Origin of the sequence: Psychrobacter sp. SZ93C1 (assembly GCF_015864635.1) — a bacterium.
GTDB classification, from domain to species: domain Bacteria; phylum Pseudomonadota; class Gammaproteobacteria; order Pseudomonadales; family Moraxellaceae; genus Psychrobacter; species Psychrobacter fozii.
The window spans coordinates 184,804-207,801 of record NZ_JADYWY010000005.1; the positions used below are offsets into that span (position 1 = coordinate 184,804).

Below are 22,998 nucleotides of genomic sequence, written 5' to 3' on the forward strand. Positions count from 1 at the left end.
TAAATATCACAACCCGTTAAGTGTGCCTCATAACAGTTAGTACTGTCAATACATAATTGACCCCTCTTTTTGCTTGCGACATCTGTTGTCGCCACCTATTTATTTTGTGACAAAAGTCCTTGATGTTTTTTGTAAAACGCGGTTACATAGTAATCAAAACTTTACCGAAACATTCATTGTAAGCTGACAAAATAAAAATTAAGGCAAATTTCTATGAGTCTGTCCTTCGCACAAATCCAGCAAGCTTGGCACGCTCAAGACCCTAGCTTGGTTGATAAGTTATGTTTATTAGCAACACAAGTTGATGATGTTCCTGAGTCGCCCATCCCCGAGCACGAACTGACATTTGAGCGATTTTTGGACAAAATTCTAAGTCATCAGTTTCGGGAGCAAAACCCCGAAGTACAGTTTGCAGAGCGTGTGGCAATGATTGCCAAGCTTGAGGCAGACGAAGGCATTTACCCTCTTCCTGATCGTTACAAAATCCATTTAATATTGACCGCACTGTGGGAAGATGGCAGCGCGTATTCTAGAACCATATTAAAACAAGCCATTACAGCTTTACCAGTCAGCTATGGTGTGTGGAAAGGTTTAAAGCGCATTTACAAGCAAGCAGAATTTTCTCAAGATTATGAGATATTTGGACAAATTGCCGCCAAGATTGATTTACAACGCTTCAATCAAACCGCTGATTCTACGGTCAGCCTCGCCACCAAAACCTATATGAGCCTCAGAGCATGGCGTTATCTGCGGCAGTTGGGTCAGCAAATGCCAATTGGCTATATTGATGCTGCTGTCTCTGTACTCGCCAGCTATGACGAAACCATGACAGCTGGCAGCCCTGAACAAACAAACAGCTGGGTGCTCAATCACATCTGCTTCCACAACAGCCTTGATTATGGCGTCAATCGATTCATCAGTCGCTCACCTCGCAAGCTCTTTGATGCAAAAGGTCGCGCGTTTGCTGAGGCATGGCAACGAGACCCTGAACCACTTATTGAGTTGCTAGCCATCGCCAAAAATGAGGCTGTCAGACAGTTCGCAACCGATAGCCTAAAGTATGATTTTAAGACCCAATTACGTGATGTGAGTGGTGCGACGCTACAATATTTATCTGCCGGACAAGCGCACAGCAAAGCGCGTGATGAGATGATTGTTTGGCTATTAGAAAATTCACCGCATTTTGAAAAGTCTAAATTTCAAACATTAGGCTTGCATCAAGTCGTACTGCAACTACTTCATTCACACTATCCTGCCGCCTATCAATATGCGATTGGCTATGCCAAAAGCTATGCCCAAGACTTATCGCTTACTGAGCTGATGCTACTGGCCATGTCAGATTATGAGCCTGTTAGAGAATTTGCCATCAACAATATCTTAAGTCGTAATCCTGTTGCTGATATCGGTGTCAACGGTTGGGGTCAGCTGTTAGACACAGAGCATCACTATCAAACCGCGAGCAAACAACTTAGCAAACACTTTACGCGACGTGACTTGAACCCTGAGTGGTTTTTCGAACGACTGACTAGCGGTAGAACACACAGCGTAAAGTTTGCGATAAAAAAACTGCCTGAGCTTTATAGCGCCAAAGAGCTAGGGACTGAATACTTTATTCGCGTTGCCCAGCAGCTAGACATACCAGAGCAACACGACTTCTCTGCTCATAATGGCAGTTACTGTAATGACAGCGACTGCATGGACTTTGCGTTGGATCAGCTCAGACGTTTGGATTTGAGCCAAGTAAACGCTGCCGTGTGGCAAATGCTGTTATTAAATCCACTATCGCAATCCACTATTACCGATTGGTTTGATGAAGATGTACTGTCAGCAGCAACGCTTGATATGAGCTATTGGCATGCACTTGCCTATGAGCCTGATTGGCAAGTGAGTGAATATATTGAACAATTAAAATCTGCTGACACTTCTATTAAAAACTGGCAAAAGCACTTGGCCTTTGATGAGTACTTAGCAGAAAACGTGCGGGACTGGCTATCTGATGTGCGTCGGTTTGCGCCGATAGATTTAGGTTTCGACTGGCTTATGAATCTTGCGCATAGCGATCAGGCACTCTATCGTGAATTTGCGATTGAACGCATTAACAAAGGGTTCTTGCCTGCCGACTTTGTCGCTTATCTTGACAGCAATGCAGGCGACTCTACTGACAATGCTTCCAGTAATAGCACTGACAATAAAGACTCAAATAGCGATGCTGCTACTGAAGTAGATTTAACCGGCCAACGCTATCTATTCACAGGCAAGATGCAAAGCATGACTCGTGGCGAGGCCGAAAAAGTTGTGAAAGCGGCTAATGGTGCCATCAGTGGTGCTGTCAACGGCAAGTTAGATTACTTAGTCATCGGTGATGATGGTTCACCGTTATACGGTAATGGCCGTAAAGGTAGCAAGCAAGTTAAAGCCGAAAGCTTAATCGCTGATGGTGCGCCGCTAAAGATTATTTCCGAAACCGCTTTTTTACAGATGCTGAGTGGTCAATCGAGAGAGGTATCTGAAGACGATACTTTTGCAGGTGCCAATGCACTTTGGCATATGGCAACAGATGATGCTACTGCACCTATCAGTGAGCTTGCGATCAGCTACCTCAGTCATCATCATGAACAGATTTGCATGGCATTGACAGACAGACCAGTCGATCCCGATGCGATTATCCCTTCTTCATTCTTTGATGCGGAACGTGTCATTCCTTTATTGCAACACCGTAATAGCCAGCTGCGAGAATTTGGCTTATTACTGAGTGAGTATGAAATGGCGACGTGGCAACCAACGCCAGCCCTATGGCTGATGATGGCAGAATCCCCCTATACACATATTACTCAACTGTTAAAGCGTGCGCTATTGGATAAGCCATCCGTTGCCAATCGACGTTATCACATCCAGTCATCACAATTGAACGCTGGCATGCTGAACGCTTTGATTGAAAGCAAAGCGCGAGTCGCTCGCCAAATCGGCATCACCTTGCTGCAGCGTCATGCCAATTTCCAAGATGTGCAGTCTTTATATCGATTGACCCAAAGCACAGACCGTGAAGTACGTTATGCCGCCGTGACCATGCTATGGAAACACTACAAGGCGCGTCACGTATCCCCAAACTGGCAGCCAACCAGTAGCGATAGTAAAGATAAAGATGCTGTACGAGACAAAGACAGCCGCGCACAACCAGTCATAACAGAGCAGTCAGATAAACGTTTGGCAAGCTTGCCTGCAGAGGTCGATCAGCTACTAATGCTACTACGTCGTGGTCTATTCGAGTTACCACCTGGTCGTCTAGGCGGTTCGCAAGAGCCCAATGTTAGTGACAGCAGTAAGCATAAACAACAACGCTACTCAGATAAAAACTCAGCATCACCACAGTCATCAGAGACAGCTGAGTCAGATAGCAACATCACGCTAAAACCTATATCTGCGAGTCGTGCCAAACTGGCATTGATTGAGACCTTTCGTGATGTGGCATTGGCTGACAGCACCTTTGCGGCGCTCATTATGCCCACACTGTTCACCTTTACGCACTCGGCAGGCAAGATGGAGCGTCATGCGTGTTTGGTTGCTGTCACACGGTTATTGCATCGCTATCCTGAGCTATCTAAAAATCTGCAGCCAGTGGCATCTGCTTGATGGCTTTTGCAAACAGATATAGATAAAAGATACTTAAAAAATATGACGTCACCTCAACTGAGATAACACCATGAAAACAATAACACTCCCCTATTGGGGTCAAATTATTGGCTTAGTCAGTAAGGCCAACAGTACTCAAGCGGCAACTCAAAAGACAACCAAGCAAGATGGGCGCAGTCTTTTTATTACTCGCCAGCAGCAAGCAGCTGCCACGGTCTTATACGTCCTCGATCAACAAGGTGAGCAATTTAGCTTATCGACAACTGCGCTGCCTTGTGCGATGCAAGCCATCACCGAGATAGATGACAGTACTATTGTTATGATTGGTGATGATGGTCATCTTTACCAAACGGATTGGCAAGCAAAGAAAGTTAAGAAGACCAGTGCCAAATCCTTGCTCGATGCACCTGAAAATAATAACAATGATATAGGCCGTGCCGTAGCAATGGCACCACTACAAGATGCATTGGCTATCTTATATCCAAAACACATCGTGGTATGGCCTTATCAGGACAGTCAAGCCAGCAGTACTGTCATCATTGAGTCTTATTCGTCTTCTATAGCAGCATCAAGTAAGGAGTCTGCATTAACAGCGCTAGCAACCTCAAATGATGGCTCGTGGTTAGTCGTGGCAGATAAAACAGGAGCTGTTAGTAGCTATCAATGGACCTCAGAGGAAGCCCAGCTCAATCTAAGCTGTCGCAAACAGCTCCACCAAGGTAAAGTAAACGCGCTTTGTTTTGAGCCAGTCGGTCAGTACTTCTTCTCAGCAGGCGCAGATAAGTGCTTATACCGTACACATGTCCAAGGCGATCTACACCCTGTTGATAGAGCCAAGTCTAGCCAACACAGCGAAATGATCACAGCGCTTTGTATCTCAGACACACGGTTATTCACTGCCGCCGATGACAAAAGCGTTAAGTCATGGGCATTTGATAAGGGTCAACCAAATAGCTGTAAGGAGGATCTAACCAAGGCTCGACAGATCGTCTTATCTTCTTATGCTGAACAACCAACGCTCATCGTAATCAGTGCCGATCAGAGCTTACGTTTCATACCTATTGACCATACTCAAAGTACGTCACAGAATAGCACCTCACAAAATAGCAAGCTATTACCAGTCACTTATATCATCAAAGACGGCTATCAAAGAATCGGCCAATTACTGACAGACACGTCAAATAATAATGATGTGTCGTTTAAAGAAGGCTTGGCGCTGCTACAGGTACAAGCAGATAACCAAACGTTAGAGCTGGTTAAAAAATTACTTGCTGATAGCGACACACTCACGGCCAACCAAGTATTACAATTGGTACAGTGGATTGCTACTACTAATCTTGATAAAACTGCACAGGTTTTAGAGCAGCAACTAAGCTCGGCGCACAGTGTAAACGTACGCCTTGCTGCTTTTCATGCCTTGGCCGACCGCGCAAGTACTTCGAAGCGCCCGCTGCATTATTTAGAAGAAGCCTTTAAAAACCGTTACTACGAAGAGGTGGTGGCTTCTGCGTTACAAGGTTACCTAAAGGTCGCGATGAAGGATGCCACAAGCCAGCGCCGCATCTTGCCTATTTTAAGAGAAGCGTTGTCACACAGTTTTGCGAATATTCGCAAGCAAGCATTGGCCTCACTCGAGACGCTGTTGCCAGAGAACAGTCCTCAAGCAGATTTGATGGCATTAGACTGCAATCAGTCAGACATTGTCCAATCAGGGCTGATTCGTCTGTATCAGCGCGGCATGCTAAATCACCTTGAAGTCTCGCGTCAATTGATGCTGCTACAGAATCATCGTAATACAGAGATTAGGCAAACAGCGTTTTACGTCTCATTGCTGTCTCAGCCTAAGTTGATAGAGGCGTTGAAACAGCAAGGTGACACACAAACATTGCGTACCCTGTCTGATTTTGATGACTTTCGCTTACTACGTGGCACGCTACTAGATAATGCTAGTAGCACAGCGGCGAATGATAATAATGTTAAACAATCCAATGAGGAGATCCGTTTAACCTTATCCACGCAAGACTTTATCTCGCAAGCAGATAATACCCAAGCATCTAAGTCTAAAAGTAAGGCTAAAACGACCAAATCCAAGAAACCTACTGATGAATCTATAAATCTAGGCAATGATACGTTAGAGCCCTTATTACAAAGCTTAAGCAATAGTCATGAAGATATCAGTTTCCGAGCGGCTTATGCGCTGGCTTGCCTACAAGACAAACGTGCGTTTGGCACCCTGATTAGTCTGATGAGCACGGATGACAGCGCCATCATCCGTGCTGGTGTGGCTACCGCGCTTGGTCATTTAAATATAGAAGACGCCAAAGCAGTCCTACCGACATTACTAGACGATAAGGACGCTGGCGTGCGCCAAGTCGCCATGCAAGCCTATGGCAAATTGGCAGACAATATATTGTCTTGGGCAGCGACGGGTTTTGCTTCTAAGCATCAAGATATTCACGAGCAGTCTTTAGCACTGTTTTTAAAGCATGTTGCACCAGATAGCTCAAATAGTGGTAATAGCAGTGACAAAAGCACTCAGATGTCGTCAGAGATGACAGACATACTGCTACAGGCATTGAACAACCCTTTTACCAGTATTCGGTTAGAAGTGGTTAAAGTTCTATTAAACCGCCAATTTAAACACTCATCTGACACTATTTCTAAAAATGTTTCTGACAGTGCTATCGTTGATATTATCAAGCTATTGCAGCAAAGCCTCTTTGAAGATGTGCATCAAGTTGCGATAGAAGAATGGCAACGACTGTTGCTAGCGATGAATTCGAAGCATAAAACAAATAAAGTTGAAGAAACTGATAGTCAAAAGACCAATCAAGCCGTCTTAACCCTGTTTTTTGCAGATACGTTTGCCGCTATCCGTAAGCAAGCCTTTGACATCGCACTTAAGCAAAGCAAGCATTTAGGGTTTGCTGACGTCATGTTAAACGCGATTGCCAGCCCTTATACTGATACCAAGCAACTGGCCCTTACGACAGTGCAAGCCAGAGCGAATACGACTCAGCTGACACAGTTGATGCCAGCTCTCGTGGCTATGTTCGCTGATGACAGTATTGAGCTACGTAAACAAGCTTTGACGGTCGCTTTGGCGCTGACAGACTTACAGCCTACTATTTTAGCCGATTACAATAACACCAATGATCAACCGAATCATCATGAAGCATTGATTACCGCAGCCTTAAACAGCCCTTATCCTGATATTCAGCTAACAGTCGCTAAACTACTGGCCAGTCAATCGCGCTTATATGCTGACGAAGAACAGGCACAGCGGAGTGATGAACAAGCGTATCAAGTCTTTAAACACTATCTAGAACTGCCTATGCCTTCTCAAGGCAAGAAAAGTGACATCTATACCCAGTGGCACAGTCATGTTAGCCAAGCACTGTCTGGCTTGTCTAAACTGGCATATCCATCAAAGCATGATGCACTAGGTTGGTATGCTAAATATCTACACCACCCTGATGCTGATTTTAAACCTCTTGCACCAAAGATTACGCAGATAGCTTCTTTTGCAGACATTGATCTACTGGTGAAATGGCAAAAAGATGAGCGCGCCATTATCAGTCAATCAGCCAGTTTGTGTTTGGCTATTTTGGGTGATGCTCGCGGGCAATACTTCCTTACTCATAACATAAGAGACGAAACAGACAATCTGAGTACGCTTGTTGCACCGATGACGCCTACGCATTGGCTACAAGCGCAGCACGGCTTGACCATCACTCATGCCCGTCAACTACAGCCTTTGTTTGAGTCAGAGTCCTATGCAGTAGCAGCCAGACTGTTATTGATATTTAATGACTTACAAGATGACTGGCAAGATAGCCTGCAAGCTACTAAAACAGACACTACTAGCACTGGTCGACCTAACCAGCTGATAGAAGCGTTAAGCTTTGCAGATAATGACACGGCAGTAGTCTACGCCAACATACTCGCTCGTTACCCAAATGACGTACAACACACTAATAATCAGCCAGCACTATCGTCAACGTGGCAGTACCTAAGTGATTACTTGTCACGTCAATTAGGCAGTGTTTTATCTTCTCACTCTGAAGTCATCACGATGATGATGGATGCCATGCCAAACACGGCAGATAAAGGTGGTGTTAAAGGACAGTCGAATAATACGGCCTCTATCCGAGCAAGTATCCTGACAACCGTCAGTACCGAAAACTTACAACAGCTCGCCAACCTCAGTCGACATCAGCAGCCATTGGTACGCGTCCAAACTATCGATGTTATCTGCCGCTTATCTGAATTACTGGCTCATGACTATTATGACGATGAGGACGATGTTTTTGAGACATTACAAAAATGGCAACGCAGTTTGCAGGCATTGTTAAGTGCTCACCCAGTTACGGCCACCGTTAATATGGCAGGCGATAGCTCTTCTACTGATAAACAAGACAGTTCTGAGGTGCATTATCCATACCAGTCTCTTGCCTTTGGTGCTTGGATTGGCGTCATACGCGCAGGCGATGATTATTATGCTAATAGCAGCACCACAGACCAAGCCATTCGAGGGCTAATGTGGCTTGCTACTCAATCATCGCAGCTTAACACCAATAACAACACTAATAACGATGAGGACTGGCGAGATAGTACCAGTCGCGTGTTGTTGCCACTACTCAACCACAGTAGTTTTGACACTCGTGAGTTGGCTTGGGCATGCTTGTATAAGCTGGATATGCCTGCCAAAAAGCTGGCTGACTATGCCATGAGCACGCCCTACCGTGACATGGTAAAACGCGGCTTGGATTTATTGTTAGATACCTCAAATAACAATGCCGTACAGCAGCAAAGCAAACCATCGGATACAGCTACTGTCAGTAGTAGCGCTGATCAACAACTCATTGATTTGTTAAAAACCAATAATCACACCTTAGCAGAAGAGACCTATCAGCTGCTAAAAGGCCGACTAGGCCATCTGCCAGCCAGCTTGCTTGGGCTACAGACTTATTGTCAGTCGTTACTGCCTCAGATCGTTGCTGAATGGAAACAAGTCATCGTCACGCCCTTTGCAGACAGTCAATCGCCGTCAGTGCAGCGTCAAGACAAACTGACGTTTTTGCTGCATGCCATCAAGAGTGATGATTGGAATGCAAAATATCAAGCACTGAGTCAACTGGTCGAGTTTTATGACGTACTCTTTGCGGACAGCACGCTATTTGATGACTTGTTTGATTTTGCTGAAGATGCTCAGTCCAGTAATGAGAGATATCGTAGCTGGAAATTACTTACTGAGGCACTCACCTCGTACCAATTCATCAATAAAAACACTTTAGAGGGTCGTTTAAATAGCAGCTTTGATAGTGGTTTAGAGAGTAGCTTTGATACTGCGACTGCTGAACAGGTCACCAATGAAGCGCACTTACGATTATTAGCCTTACTGGACGATACCCATATCAACAAACCTAAGCAGTTTATTTATTGGGATATCGCAGACCTACGTAACACGAATCTCGTGGCGCCATTACTACAGCGTTTAGAAAGTCTGTTTGAGCACACGCCGCAAAAAAATAAAGAAGAGCGTAAATACTTATTTGATACCTTAGTAAAAATCAGTGGTTACGATCAAAAAATTGAGGATTATTTGGACGAGCGTGAAGACACCCGCTGGTTACAACGTCAGCACCCTAGAGACTCGCAAGTCTTGCTGTCACTGTTTACTACGCTTATGAATCATAGTGATTATGCGCTTGCCGCACAGCTATTACCGTCACTGGCATGGGTACAATCGGGCGATAGCGATTTATCCTCGCGCATTGATACTGCTTTGGCGCTCGCCTACGAGCAGATGCCAGCTAACCATACCTTTAAATTGGTCGAGGCACTGGCATATCGGGCCAAAAGACGACATGGTAGTATTGCCTCATTACAAAACGCTCTGCGTAATAAAGACGCCGATGTACAATTTGCCGCGGCTGAAGGACTGGCTAAATGTGGTCATGCTGATGGGGTCAATATCTTGATGGCCACGATCGATTATAACCCTGATGCTGAATTCCGCAGCTGCAGTGTGTTAGCCATTGGCGAGCTACTAGGCAGCAATAACAATCAAAATGCTGACTCGCCTGCGGACAACGCTGATAAAAACTTACAGGTTCATACCTTATACAAAGCCTATGATAAGTTAATCAAACTGGCCGAGGACGACGAGCACTACTTACAAGACGTGGCCAGTGAAGCCTTAGGTCGCCTTGCACAAGGTGGTGACTTTGAGCATAGTCCGCATATTTTTGAGCTATTAAAATTGCACTTGTCAGACCCCGCAATCCATTTCACCAATCCCGGCATTGTCCATTGGCTAAATGGACTGCGCTGGCTCAACACAACGCCTGCTTGGGAAGAAATACGCCACTATATACGCATTCATCTTGATAAAGCCATATTTTTCCGTCCACAAAGGCATGCGGTATGGCTACTACAGATGAATAATAACGATGCCAATAAAGCATTAATATTAGATATTTTAAAGAAAAATAATTTAGACTGTGCTGTGCTTATGGCGGCTTACACTGCGGCACAGAAAACTTGGGGCAGTCTCGCATCGCAGGTTTACCCTTATGATTGGGCAGCCATTCAAAGCCATAATAATGACTTTATAAAAGAGACTGAGCATTTGAGTCTAAAGCGTATCATTGATAATAGCAGCATCGATGAGCTGGCAGCATTTATCACCCAGCATGGCGCGCACTTACCAACCGACACCTTGGTGGCACTGCAAAATGCCATTATGGCCAAGCAAGACATGCCAACATCGCAGCTTACCGCGTTGATTACCAGTAGTAACACACTGACACAGCATATTGGACTGTGCTATCTGACCCAATATCCAACTAACTATTTAGACAAAGAAATGGTTGCGACGTTGCAGCAGCGTTTTGACACTGCAAGCGAGCAATGGCACACGCTTATCGACACCATCAACCGCAGTCCAACGACCATCAATAATAGTCAGTGGATAGATATGGTTGAGCAAGTGGGTGGCACCATCAGACAACTGGTTTGGCTAATCATGCGTCATATAGCCATTACAACTGCTAAAGGTGCTATCGACAAAGCGGCTACTAAGCAGATCGTGGCAATGCTTGATTGGCTCAATGATTCTCGTCAACCATTGACCATCACCTCCATTCCACTGCTCTCTACGACTGTTAGCGGTTGGTGGCAGCAAGCGCTGTTAGGACTACTGGCCAGACCAGTCGCTGACGATAAGGTGTTATCAAATATAGTGCCAACATTGAGCAGCGTATCAACTACGGTTCGATCGCTGCTCACTTATGACAACCAAGCCTTACTATCAACGCTACTAACTCGTATTGAACAAAGCGGTACATCTACCCAAAAATCTATAATAACTGTAGTAAAGAATGCGCTGAAACATAAGGGCTCGTCTACCGAGATACCAATCCATCAACAGCTGCTACAGTGGATCAGAGCCAAAGACGCTGATGCACTCTATCATTGTGCGAGTAATGACAACATGGAGATGACGGTTCGCATCCGTGCTATCGAAGCGCTTGGGCAGCTACATGATCCAAATATTGAACAATGGCTGACGACGCTCATGGCACATGAAAACTCAGACATTCAGAAGCTTGCTTATAAAGTACTACGCCGCTGGCAACGTGCCATGATACGAGCACAGCAAAAACGTCCGTCGTCATCCATCGCAGCACAAAGTAGTCAGGACAGCAGTCAAAAAAGCAATCAGGGTGAAGGAGACAGTCAATGACTATAGACAATCAATTAGACCAAGCATCAGAAACAGAGTCAGAAGTAGTAGCAAACACTGATGGCCTGATGATGCAGTTGGACTACGCCGCACCCAGCCAAATCAGTCAAGTTAGCGAATCGTCAGATTCATTGTCGGAGGCGCAAACAAGCGAACACACTCAGCATGTGGCACTATTTGCTCAGCTGAATCGATCAGAGGTTAACTTCCACGGTAAGGTCAAGTCTCCCCTTGTCTTTCGTGACAGTTTGCTAGCGCTGTTTGATGTGGTGAGTAGTGATTATCGCTATGTACCAAAAGACCGCTCAGCGTATACGGTATTTATGCAGATGCGCCGTGCTAGCAGCAATAAAAACCTATTTACTGCGCAGCGTGATTATTTCACGTGGTTGTTCGACAATGACCCACTTGCCTTTTGTATTTTGGATCCGATTATTCAGGTGCATGAGCAAGGTGTTAGCTTTGAGGTGTTTAGCCGTGATGAAGGCTGCTATGCTCAACTGACATTGACCAATGAGATTTTTGATCAAAGTACCAAACCCACCCTTGGCACAACAAGCATTGATTACAGTACGGCCTTATTTAACGGTATTGAGAAAATTCGCAATCATCAACAAACGATATTAGACATTGGTCATGAAGCGGTCGGCTTACAGTTACTCGAAACCATGCCAGAGACCGCTGAAGCAGATACTGATAGTACAGTAACCACGCCCACCGTAAAAAAACAGATCATAGAAAAGCGCATCAATGTGCCCAAAAGCTGGATCAGAGCACTGCTGCAAGTACAGTCTGCAGGTCAATTACCACAAGACACCATCCATCTTGATCCAATCGCATTGTATAACGTACTGTTTGAGCTGCGTATGCATGCTGATATCAAAGGCAAGCGCCGCGGACTGCTAATTGAGCTTAGACCGCAGCAGCTGCCAGTGATTATATTAGAGCCTTTTGACATCACTGTCACAAGCCAAGTCAGCCAACAGCAAAAGCCTTATCAAGGTCAACAAGCAAAGCTCATTCGCTTATGGGGTCGCCGTCGTCTCAGCCTATTAAAACGTCTTTTGCCGCATACTGATAGCGTTTCGGTGTCGTTACTGGGTCAAGGCATGCCAAGCTATTGGACACTAACAGGCAAAGGCTTTCATTTCACCTTTGCCATGACAGGCTTTAGCCAAGCCAATTGGTCACAGTCATTAAACTTTGACTTGTTACTACCCAAGCGCCCACAGCAAAACACACTCAGCGCGGACAGTAAGCAAGCACGTGAACAAGTAGCAGAAAGTACTGATAGTGGTCTAGTAAAGGTAGTTGATATCCTTACTCGCTGCCCAAGTACGGTAGACGCATTAACCCAGCAGCTATCAACGCAAGAGTCAGAATCAAAATCAGCGCCTGTTACGCAAGCACAAGTGCGACAGTGGCTGCTAGCGGGAACGCAGCAAGGCTTTATTCGTTATGATATTGCGCAAAAGAGCTACTACTATCGTCCATTGACGCAGACACCGCTTGATATGGCGCAGTTTGCTTACCACAATGAGGCAGAAAAACAAGCCTTTGATTTTATTGGCCGTGCGGATGCCGTGCAGAAATTCTCTGTTGAGACTGTCGCTACCAAAGGCGTGAGCATCAGTGCTGACATCTATGTTGAAGAGGATCGACGTACTTACCATAGTCAACTACAACTGGGCGATGAAGCACTGGTCAGCCGAGCAGAATGTAGCTGTCCTCAGTATTTACAGCATCGACTCACACAAGGTGTGTGTGCGCATCTTATCGCATTACGTCTGAGTTATAACAATTACGACAGTACCACTGCCAAAAATGACAGCTGGCATGACACCCGTATATTGAGTCAGCGTGTGCCTGTTCGTCACTCTATTCGCCATTCCACTAAAGCTGCCACTCAGTATAAAAACGAGGCAATCATAGCACCTTCAGATTTGGTGATGGACTTATCTGCATTGGCGCAGCCCTCAGAACCATCATTAGATAATAAGACAGACAATATCAAAGACAAAGCGATTGCCGCAACAGATGAGACCTGCATTACTTATATCTATCTGACCATTGCACATAAAAAAATAACGATTGAGCAGACCACGGGTGATGACAGTACGCATCAGCACTTCGTTTTTAACCAACCTGCTCAAGCCAAAGCGGCTTATTTACAACATATTGCCAGATTTGAAGCCAAAGGCTTTATCGAAAACCAAGGGGTGTAAGGTATGACGACGCAGACAGAGCAGCAGAATGATTATATAACCCCTGTGCCTAATGCCACGCCCTTTGAGCGACAGTGGCAGCAACTATGGCAAGATATTGAGCTAGCAGGCGGACGCTATCAATACGTTCAGCAGCAGCTCGTCAGCCAAGGCTTTATGGTAGACCGCCAACCTGTCGATAACATGAGCCCAAAAGAACGGGATCGCTATAAAAAAGCCTTGAAAAAAGAGGCGGCAGAAGAAAGAATCCTCAAAAAATCAGCATGGCAAGCATACAAAGCCCACCATATTGTCCATCTTGGTTACCAAGTCTACTGGTCAGATGACACCAGTGCGGATAAATGGGATATCAAAGATGCGTCCAATCGCCTTATTGAAAATAAGCTACCACTACTCACCAAACATACTGAGCTGGCAGAAGCGGTTAACCTAAGCGTACCCCAGTTGAAAGGACTCTGCTATCAAAGGGACGTCGCAACCAATCTAGCCTACTCGCATTTTACTATTACCAAACGTAATGGGTCGCCGCGTCAAATTTGGTCGCCCATTCCGCGCTTAAAATTCGTGCAACGTTGGATTTTGAATCAAGTCTTAAACAACTTAACGACGCATGATGCAGCACATGGTTTTGTTCGTGGCAAATCTATCGTGACCAATGCAGCCGTACACAGCAACAGTGAGCTGCTTATTAAGCTTGATGTCAAAGACTTCTTCCCTAGTGTGAGCTGGCGCCGCGTCAAAGGCGTGTTCCGTCATGCAGGTTATCAAGAACAAATATCCACGCTACTGGCGCTATTGTGCACCGAAGCACCCAGACAAATCATCAAACAAGATGGCGTTACCTACTATGTGGCATTGGGTGATAGAGCTTTGCCACAAGGTGCACCTACTAGCCCTGCACTATCCAATATCGTCTGCTTAAATTTAGATCGACGCTTAACGGGACTGGCTGACAAAATTGGCTTGCGCTATAGCCGCTATGCCGATGATTTAACGTTTAGTTTGCCAGTATCCAATCAGAAATCCAACACTGCAAAGAGCAATTCAGACACTAAGCACAACCAATTGATTGGTCAGCTCTTAGGATCAGTGAATAAAATATTGCGAGAAGAAGGCTTTGCACTAAATAATGACAAGACACGTGTGATTCGTACAGGTAATCAGCATAATGTTACTGGCATGGTCGTTAACGGTAGCGGTGTGCCAAGGGTATCACGCCAAATCAAGCGCATGTTACGAGCAGCCGTTCATAACTTAGAGTCAGGCGGCACATTACGCGCCGATGAGACTTTAAATACGCTGTCAGGATATGCTGCTTGGATAGCCTCGGCAGAGCCAGAGTTGGGACATAGTTATCTAGATAGAATTGAGCGTTTGCACGTGCAGCAAGAGACATCTGCATAGATATTTATTTATATTTATAAAAAATGAGTATTAGAAAAATTCTATTTCTAATACTCATTTTTACATCAGTAACATGTAATGATGTAAAGACACTGATATAAATATAGCGCCATTACACCAATAAAAATGGTGCAGTACGGCTGTCTTTTGACTGAGAAACGTCATATGGCGTACCTTGAGCAACAATCATTCCGCCCGCATCTCCTGCCCCTGGCCCGATATCAATGATCCAGTCGCTATTGCTAGCCACTTGCATATCATGCTCAACCATGATGACGGTATTGCCCGCATCGACGAGACCATTTAACTGCGTCATGAGCATAGACACGTCAGCAGGATGTAGACCTGTGGTTGGCTCATCCAATATGTATAGCGTGTCGCCTCGTTGCACACGCTGCAGCTCAGTGGCAAGCTTAATCCGTTGCGCTTCCCCGCCCGATAGTTCGGTGGCAGGCTGACCCAGACGTAAGTAGCCAAGTCCAACTTGTAGCAATGCCTCTAATGCATGCAAAATAGGTGCCTCATCAACGAAAAACTCATGAGCCGCTTCAACCGTTAAGTTTAATACTTCAGCGATGTTTTTGTCTCGATAAGTGATTGCCAGCGTTTCATCATCATAGCGTTGACCATGACATACCTGACAAGGCGCATAGACACTTGGTAGAAACAACAGCTCAACACTGACAAACCCTAAGCCTTCGCAATTTGGGCAGCGACCTTTTGTGGTGTTAAATGAAAACCTGCCAGCATCATAGCCATGAGATTTTGCTTGCTTGGTCGCCGCAAAAATCTTACGCACATCGTCAAACAAACCCGTATAGGTTGCCAAATTAGAGCGCGGTGTACGCCCAATCGCTTTTTGATTGATATTAATAAGACGGCGGACGTACTCCATGCCAGCGACGATTTCACCACCAGTTACTGACTCAAGCTCTTGCTCAAGTAAGTCTGCCTCACCGACAGGCGCTTCTGTGACTGTCTTTTGACCCAATGCTTCATTGATAAGCTCTACCAATGCTTGACTGACGAGACTTGATTTGCCTGAGCCTGATACCCCTGTGACACTTGTCATCACCCCAAGCGGAAACTCAACGTCTAATCCTGTGATGTTATTTCGCTCAATGTTTGCAAGCTTGAGCCATCCTGTCGGCTGCCTTGTGCTAGATTTAGACTGCGCGTTAGACGTAGCATTGGCAAAGAGATATTGACCAGTATGCGACTGCGCAACCTCACGAAGACCATCTACAGTCCCACTATAGACAATCTCGCCGCCATGCGTACCTGCCTTTGGCCCGACATCGACTATCCAATCAGCATGTCTAATGACACTAACGTCGTGCTCAACGACAAACACAGAATTACCAGCTGCAATCAGCTCATCCAACGCACTTAGTAATGCTTGAGTATCAGCGGGATGCAGACCTGCCGATGGCTCATCAAGGACATATACCACGCCAAACAACTGCGAGCGAATTTGAGTGGCTAATCTTAACCGCTGTAGCTCACCAGGAGAGAGTGTCGGTGTGGTACGCTCAAGCGAGAGATAGCCCAACCCTAGCCTTGTCAGCGCTTCAACACGAGAGAGAATGTCACTGGCGATACGCTGAGCAACGATAGCTTTTTCGCGGTTTGATGTGTTATCGGCTACCTTGGTACGAGCAGTTTTTTCCAGTTTTTGTGCCATTTCAGTCAGTGTTAGCTGTGATAACTCACCGATATCGAGTCCTGCAAACTTAACCGAAAGCGATTCTTTCTTTAGTTTTTTGCCGTGACATTCTGGACATTCAGATATTTGCATAAACTGCGAGACGCGTTTTTTAGTTCGCGGGCTTTGAGTAGTGGCAAAAGAATGCAAAATGAAGTTTTTGGCACTGGTAAACGTACCCATATAGTTTGGCTTTTCGCCTTTTTCAATTGCAGCGCGTGTTTGTTCGATGTTGTATTCAGGATAGACAGGTACTGTCGGCGTATCATCCGTAAACAAAATCCAGTCACGTGTTTTTTTCGGCAATGTGTGCCATGGTTTATCAATATCATAGCCCAATGTGGTCAATATACGACTGAGGTTTTGACCTTGCCAAGCTGGTGGCCATGCTGCAATCGCACGCTCACGGATGGTCTTAGTGTTGTCTGGGACCAGTAACTCTTCAGTGACCTCAAATACACGTCCGATACCCGAACAAGTCGGACAAGCACCATCTGGCGTATTCGGAGAGAACGCATCGGCATATAGTATTCCTTGATCTGCCGGATACTCTCCTGCGCGTGAGTACAACATGCGTAGACCATTGGATATCGTCGTCACGCTACCCACAGACGAGCGCACTGAAGGCGTACCTCTTTTTTGCTGTAAGGCTACTGCTGGCGGCAGACCCTCTATGGAATCAACGTCTGGCTCTTCAACCTGATCGATCAGCCGTCTCGCATAAGGCGATACAGAGTCAAGATAGCGGCGTTGTGACTCGGCAAACAACGTACCAAATGCCAATGACGACTTCCCTGAGCCTGATATACCGGTAAAGACCACCAGCGCATTACGAGGTAAATCAACATCGACGTTCTTCAAGTTGTGTACGCGTGCGCCTCTGACCTGAATGTTTTCTTGGTCAGGGTTATAGAGAGCGTTCTTTACTGTGCTTGTTATACTTGTTTTTTCTTCTAATTTTTTTGGGTTTGCCATAGTGCTACTGTTCCTATTAACTTTTTGTTTATTCCTAACATGCCTATTTGTCTTTATTCAATTAGCAGAAAGGTTAACACGTACTCATGCAAGGCTATGGTTAGGCTTACGTATCAATAGCATAGATAGACAAAACGATAACTCAAGTCACCCAATCATTAATAATAAAAAACCCGCATCAATGCGGGTTTTGTTTAGCAAAAAACACTATTAGTAAAATGACAAATTAGAGATTAAGACACCACCAAACGCATCAATTGGGTGCTGATATAGCCACCAAATGTCCCTACTGCATACCCTAAAATACCTAAGAATACGCCAACTGGAGCCAGTGACGGATGAAAAGCCGTTGCCACAATTGGTGCAGAGGATGCACCGCCAGTATTAGCATTGGAGCCAACCGCCAAAAAGAAAAACGGTGCTCGAATGAGTCGAGCGACAGCAAAGATAATCACGACATGAATACTCATCCATAACAGACCGATTAGTAATAGTCGCCATTGCGAGACGATACCGGCCAGATTAATTTGCATACCGATCGCGGCGATTAATACAAAGATAAATACCGTGCCTATTTTTGATGCACCAACATGATCAAGCCTGCGAATCTTAGTAAACGAAAAGATGACGCCTATTAAGGTGATAATCACCACCATCCAAAAGAACGAGCTGGCAAAGCTATACTGGACTGCCCATTTGTATGGGGCAAAAAACCCTGCAATCTGTCCTCCGACGAAATGCGCCACCCCTACCATCGCAAAACATAAACCAAACATCACCATCAAATCATTGATGGTTGCTGGGCGCGCATGATCACGCTCATAGCTCTCGACGGCTTTAATAACCTTATCGATACTACTGGTATCCGCGCGTAGAAAACGGTCTATCTTGTCACTGTGTTTTGCCATCACCAAGATAGCCAATAACCATAATGAGGCATTGGTAGCATCGACCAAAATCATCATGCCAAATAAATCATCACTAACCCCAAACAGCTCTTTCATCGCAGCTTGATTGGCCGCCCCGCCGATCCAACTACCCGCCACCGCTGAAAATCCGCGCCATAGCGTGTCATCTGTGAACATACCAGGCGATATCCACTTAGCCACTCCTAAACTGATTGGACCGCTGATGACGATGGCGATACTCGCAGCGAAGAACATGGCGATCGCTTTCCAACCTAAGCCCAATATCTTGGGCACATCCATCGATAAGGTCATCAACAGCAAACTTGCTGGCAGTAAATAAGTCGCAGTAAAACCGTAAATCTGTGAGCCAATACCATCAGCGAAGACGCCTAAGCTATTCAGAGTGGCTGGTATAAAGCAGCACAACACAATACCTGGTAGTACCGCATAAAACCGTCGCCAAAACTTACCCGGTAAGCCTTGGGTATAAAAAACCAGACCAATAATGGCCATGATGATGCCAAAAGCTAATGGCAAATTATCAATTGCTAAATTTGAGGTGGCAGACATCAAGGTGCTCCAAGTGTTACAACGGGCAAAAGTAAATCAGTATAGACAAGGCAAAAAACTCATACAAGGACAAATACAGAATTATCAAACGCAAAAAAGCCAGATAACAAGTATCTGGCTTTTTTAGTGTTATTTTTAGACGATCAATGAATCAATCATTTTAATCGTCAAATATAACCGTATTACGAGTTGTTACCACGGTTGCCGCCGTTTGGACGACCTTGGCCACGGCTGTCAGAACGACCAGCTGGACGACCTTGGCTGCCGCTTGGACGACCGCGACCCGTTGCAGCGCGCTCACCACGTGGAACGCCAGTGCTATCACCGCGGCTAGGGCCACCAGTACGCTTGCCTTGATAAGGCTTGCCACCTGAACGCTCATTTGGCTTACCAGATGAATCACGTGGCTTACCTTGATAACCGCTGTCATTGCTAGCACGTTGACCAGTTGATGAGCTGTCGCTTGAACGACCACGAGCATTAGCAGGATTACCTTGATAACCACCGCTTGAACGACCACGGCCTTGACCATTACCACCACCGTTAGAGCGACCACGACCACGGCCACGACCATTACCTTTGTTTTCGCTAGGTACATAAGTTTTCTTAGGCTCCATGCCTTCAATGATACATACTTCCATTTTGCGATCTAAATAACGGTTGATGGCGTTAAGCTGTGGACGATCATCCATGCTACATAAGCTGATAGCGATACCAGTACGACCAGCACGACCACAACGACCGATACGATGGACGTAATCTTCAGTTTGGCGTGGAAGATCATAGTTGATAACGTGCGAGATTGCTGGGATGTCTAGACCACGAGCAGCAACGTCAGTCGCTACTAGGATTTTAACTTTACCATTACGCAAGTCTTGAACGATACGGTTACGCTTGCTTTGTGGCAAGTCACCATGTAGGAAGCTTGCTTTATGACCAGCTTCTTGTAACTGTTTTGCTAGTTTTTCAGTGCTACGTTTGGTAGCAGCAAAGATAATGATTTGTTCCATATCTTGCTGGCAAACGATTTTGTCAAGTAAACGGTTTTTGTGATCGAAATCATCACAGTAGTACACTTTTTCTTCGATGTGTGCAGATTCTACTTTGATTGATACGCGCTCAGGGTTCTTAGTGAAGCTGGCAGCGATTTTACCTACTGGGCCATCCCAAGTTGCAGAACACATGATGGTTTGACGATCAGTAGGAGCAGCGCGCAAGATGTCACTGATGTCATCAGCAAAACCCATGTCTAGCATGCGGTCAGCTTCATCAAGTACCAATACTTCTAGGCTTGATAGATCAACACGACCAGCATTGATATGGTCAAGTAGACGACCAGGAGTCGCAACGATTACTTGAACGCCTTTTTTCAAAGCAGTGATCTGACCATTGTACGGTGCGCCGCCAACTAGTGGTACACAGAACAGACCGCGCATATCTTTAGAATATGTACGAACGCTGTCATGTACTTGCTGAGCAAGTTCACGCGTTGGCGTTAAGATAAGTGCTTTGGTTAATTTGTCAAAGCTAGTAGCGCGGCTCAAACGGTCAAGTACTGGGATAACGAATGCGGCAGTTTTACCACTACCAGTTTGCGCTGACAATAAAAGATCACGACCTGCTAGAGCAAAAGGAATAGCTTGTGCTTGGATAGGCGTTGGGTTGGTGTAACCACTGCGATCAAGTGCAGTTAGAATAGGCTTAGCGATGCCAAGATCAGTAAAAGTAACTTGGTTTTCGTCAACAGCGTCAGTAGTAGCCGCTTGAGTGTCAGTGTTTGGGGTGTCAGTGCTTTCGATGATACCGTTTTCAGCGGCGATTGCAGATAAGATGTCAGTCATAGTAATCCTTGGTAAGTATAAGCTGCTGTAAATTCAGCAAACTTGATGCATACCACTGATAACCGTTCACCACGCTGCCTTTATTAAAGAATCACCGGACCACTGTAGGAGTGTCGATAATCAGAAACCCAGCCAATAGAGCTGTTGTTTCTACAATAAATGCGTTCGTGCTGTCTGACGTATTTTGGTGGTAGTGCCGAGTGTCTTATCCTTGCTTGATATACGCGTATTATCGATGCTTTGTCTAAAGCAGATAAAGGCAAACAGCAACCAATCTAATCCATACTTATGGAACAGTAGATAAGATATGAGTCAAAAATAACGGATATTTTAAAAGGTTATTTAAGTACACAAAATCATCGGCAACAATTACTTATGGTCATCCTAGACCCAAAATCGCAGGCGATGTTATCAATCTCATAATTCACGAAAGCTATAAGCTAACGTGGCGACGTAGTATATCATAATAAAAGTACAACTGTACCTATTTTTTCACATAATTATTAAATAAGACTTAACCAATAACAGCTCGATGTTTAAATGTCGATATGATTCAGCAGGTTATCGTTTATATTCAATACTATTTACTTGTTTTAACTTCTGTCACGTAGGTCGGTAGCTGCCACGCCCCACCTGCTTCAATCATGCGGCACAGCCCAGTACTGCTCTGATGGCTTTTTTCAAACGATTTTCCCGTCCATATCCAGTCAGTCTTAGTTAAGCAGTCACCGATACCACGACCTTTTTGTACTGAAGTGACTATACCTTTATCGTAGTCAGTAGCGTTGGTCGTTACCAGTGTTGGATTGTAAGGTTTGGTGTCATTGATGACCCAGGCACCCGCCCCTGTATTATAAGCACTCGTCCAACAGTCATGCTGTGCTATTAGTTTTGAGCTGTTCAAGCGACTAACTCGCCATGGTGATTTATCTGACAAATTTGGGCAGTCATCATCGACATCTTTGATAGTGCCTTTCATCAGTGCGGCCAATTGCGACGACTTCATGACAAACTGTTTCTTATCATTCACGGCGGCATTTGGTTTAGGCGCGACAAAACGTAATGTGGGTGCAGCTTTAGGTGCTAACACACCACTATTAGGTTTAACCGCACTAGCATGATCAATAAAAGCGCTCGATGTCCCTACTCGCCCCTGTGCTTCGTCCGCTTTGAGCATAACGGCACTCGCGCCTTTATCAGATAGCTGCCAACGTGAGTTGCGCAGTACCAGTTCGATATTGCTTGATTTGGTCAGCGCCTCTAACAGTGCGGTCACTTGTGTTTTAGTCAATTCGGCACTGCCTGCTGTGGCCGAAAACGGCTGAGTTTCACCGTAGTCTTTGTCATTAATAAACAATGATATACGGTGACGGTTACCCAGTTTCATCAAGGCTTTAGATGAGCTTTCTTTGGCACCGCCAATTTTTACTTTGCCATCCACGCTTGCATTCGCACCTGCGCGGCGTGTGAGTAATACAGATATAGGGAATTCGCTATTGTTTTCTGCTTGATAGCCTGCAAGCCGGCACGTACGGGTGTTATCACAGGCAACTTGCCAATCTTGGCTGGTCAGCTCAACGCCTGAATGTGCCATACTTGCTGTGCTAAATAAGGTGGTGCTGATAGCAGCAAATAAAGATAATCGTATTTTATTTTTTATCATTAATAAGAGTGTCTTTTTTGTTTTTTTAGAATTAAGTCTTAGACGAGTGGTATCGTTCGGTTGTAAGTATGGAGAGACGTCTATATGTCGATGGTCCTGCGCGGCCTTGACCTGAGAATAGCAAACAGCAAAGCGATCAGTGCTTGTCTGTAGTGATATACCCATCAGCTTATGGTTGTCATCATTCATAGTCATTACTCATCAATAGAAGCAGTACAAATATCTACCCATTAGGGCAGTGTCCACTATCTTAACGTATCAATGTTTCTATCTGTTATACTAATGTACTATTATGTAAACGGGCAAGTATATGATTATTTTAATATA

Annotated in this window: 8 protein-coding genes; 4 read left to right on the forward strand and 4 right to left on the reverse strand. The window is 45.2% G+C overall.

The window, feature by feature from the left end; translation table 11 throughout:
- The first annotated feature begins 213 nt into the window (after window positions 1–213).
- The 4 genes from I6E83_RS08535 (at window position 214) to I6E83_RS08550 (ending at window position 15,009) form a co-directional block, all read left to right on the forward strand.
- Complete coding sequence (locus I6E83_RS08535; RefSeq protein ID WP_197101154.1) at window positions 214–3,630, forward strand: BRCT domain-containing protein; 3,417 nt, start codon at window positions 214–216, stop codon at window positions 3,628–3,630.
- A gap of 70 nt (window positions 3,631–3,700) precedes the next feature.
- Window positions 3,701–11,380: a HEAT repeat domain-containing protein gene (locus I6E83_RS08540; RefSeq protein ID WP_197101155.1), complete on the forward strand. Its 7,680-nt coding sequence runs from the start codon at window positions 3,701–3,703 to the stop codon at window positions 11,378–11,380.
- Window positions 11,377–13,605 carry a hypothetical protein gene (locus I6E83_RS08545; RefSeq protein ID WP_197101156.1) on the forward strand — a complete coding sequence of 743 codons (2,229 nt, stop codon included), beginning with the start codon at window positions 11,377–11,379 and terminating at the stop codon, window positions 13,603–13,605. The genes I6E83_RS08540 and I6E83_RS08545 overlap by 4 nt, the downstream gene beginning before the upstream one ends.
- A 3-nt stretch (window positions 13,606–13,608) precedes the next feature.
- Window positions 13,609–15,009: a reverse transcriptase family protein gene (locus I6E83_RS08550; protein WP_197101157.1), complete on the forward strand. Its 1,401-nt coding sequence runs from the start codon at window positions 13,609–13,611 to the stop codon at window positions 15,007–15,009.
- Window positions 15,010–15,121: 112 nt separating this feature from the next.
- Here I6E83_RS08550 and uvrA read toward each other — a convergent pair whose 3' ends face one another.
- From uvrA to I6E83_RS08570, 4 genes are all read right to left on the reverse strand, one after another.
- Complete coding sequence (gene uvrA, locus I6E83_RS08555; protein WP_197101158.1) at window positions 15,122–17,689, reverse strand: excinuclease ABC subunit UvrA; 2,568 nt, start codon at window positions 17,687–17,689, stop codon at window positions 15,122–15,124.
- Between the two features lie 233 nt (window positions 17,690–17,922).
- Window positions 17,923–19,167, reverse strand: a complete 1,245-nt coding sequence (locus I6E83_RS08560; RefSeq protein WP_197101159.1) for a DUF819 domain-containing protein — start codon at window positions 19,165–19,167, stop codon at window positions 17,923–17,925.
- 182 nt (window positions 19,168–19,349) lie between these two features.
- Entirely contained in the window at window positions 19,350–21,008 is a 1,659-nt protein-coding gene (locus I6E83_RS08565; protein WP_197101160.1) for a DEAD/DEAH box helicase, read from the reverse strand.
- Between the two features lie 580 nt (window positions 21,009–21,588).
- Complete coding sequence (locus I6E83_RS08570; protein ID WP_227680880.1) at window positions 21,589–22,860, reverse strand: DUF1176 domain-containing protein; 1,272 nt, start codon at window positions 22,858–22,860, stop codon at window positions 21,589–21,591.
- Window positions 22,861–22,998 lie beyond the last annotated feature (138 nt).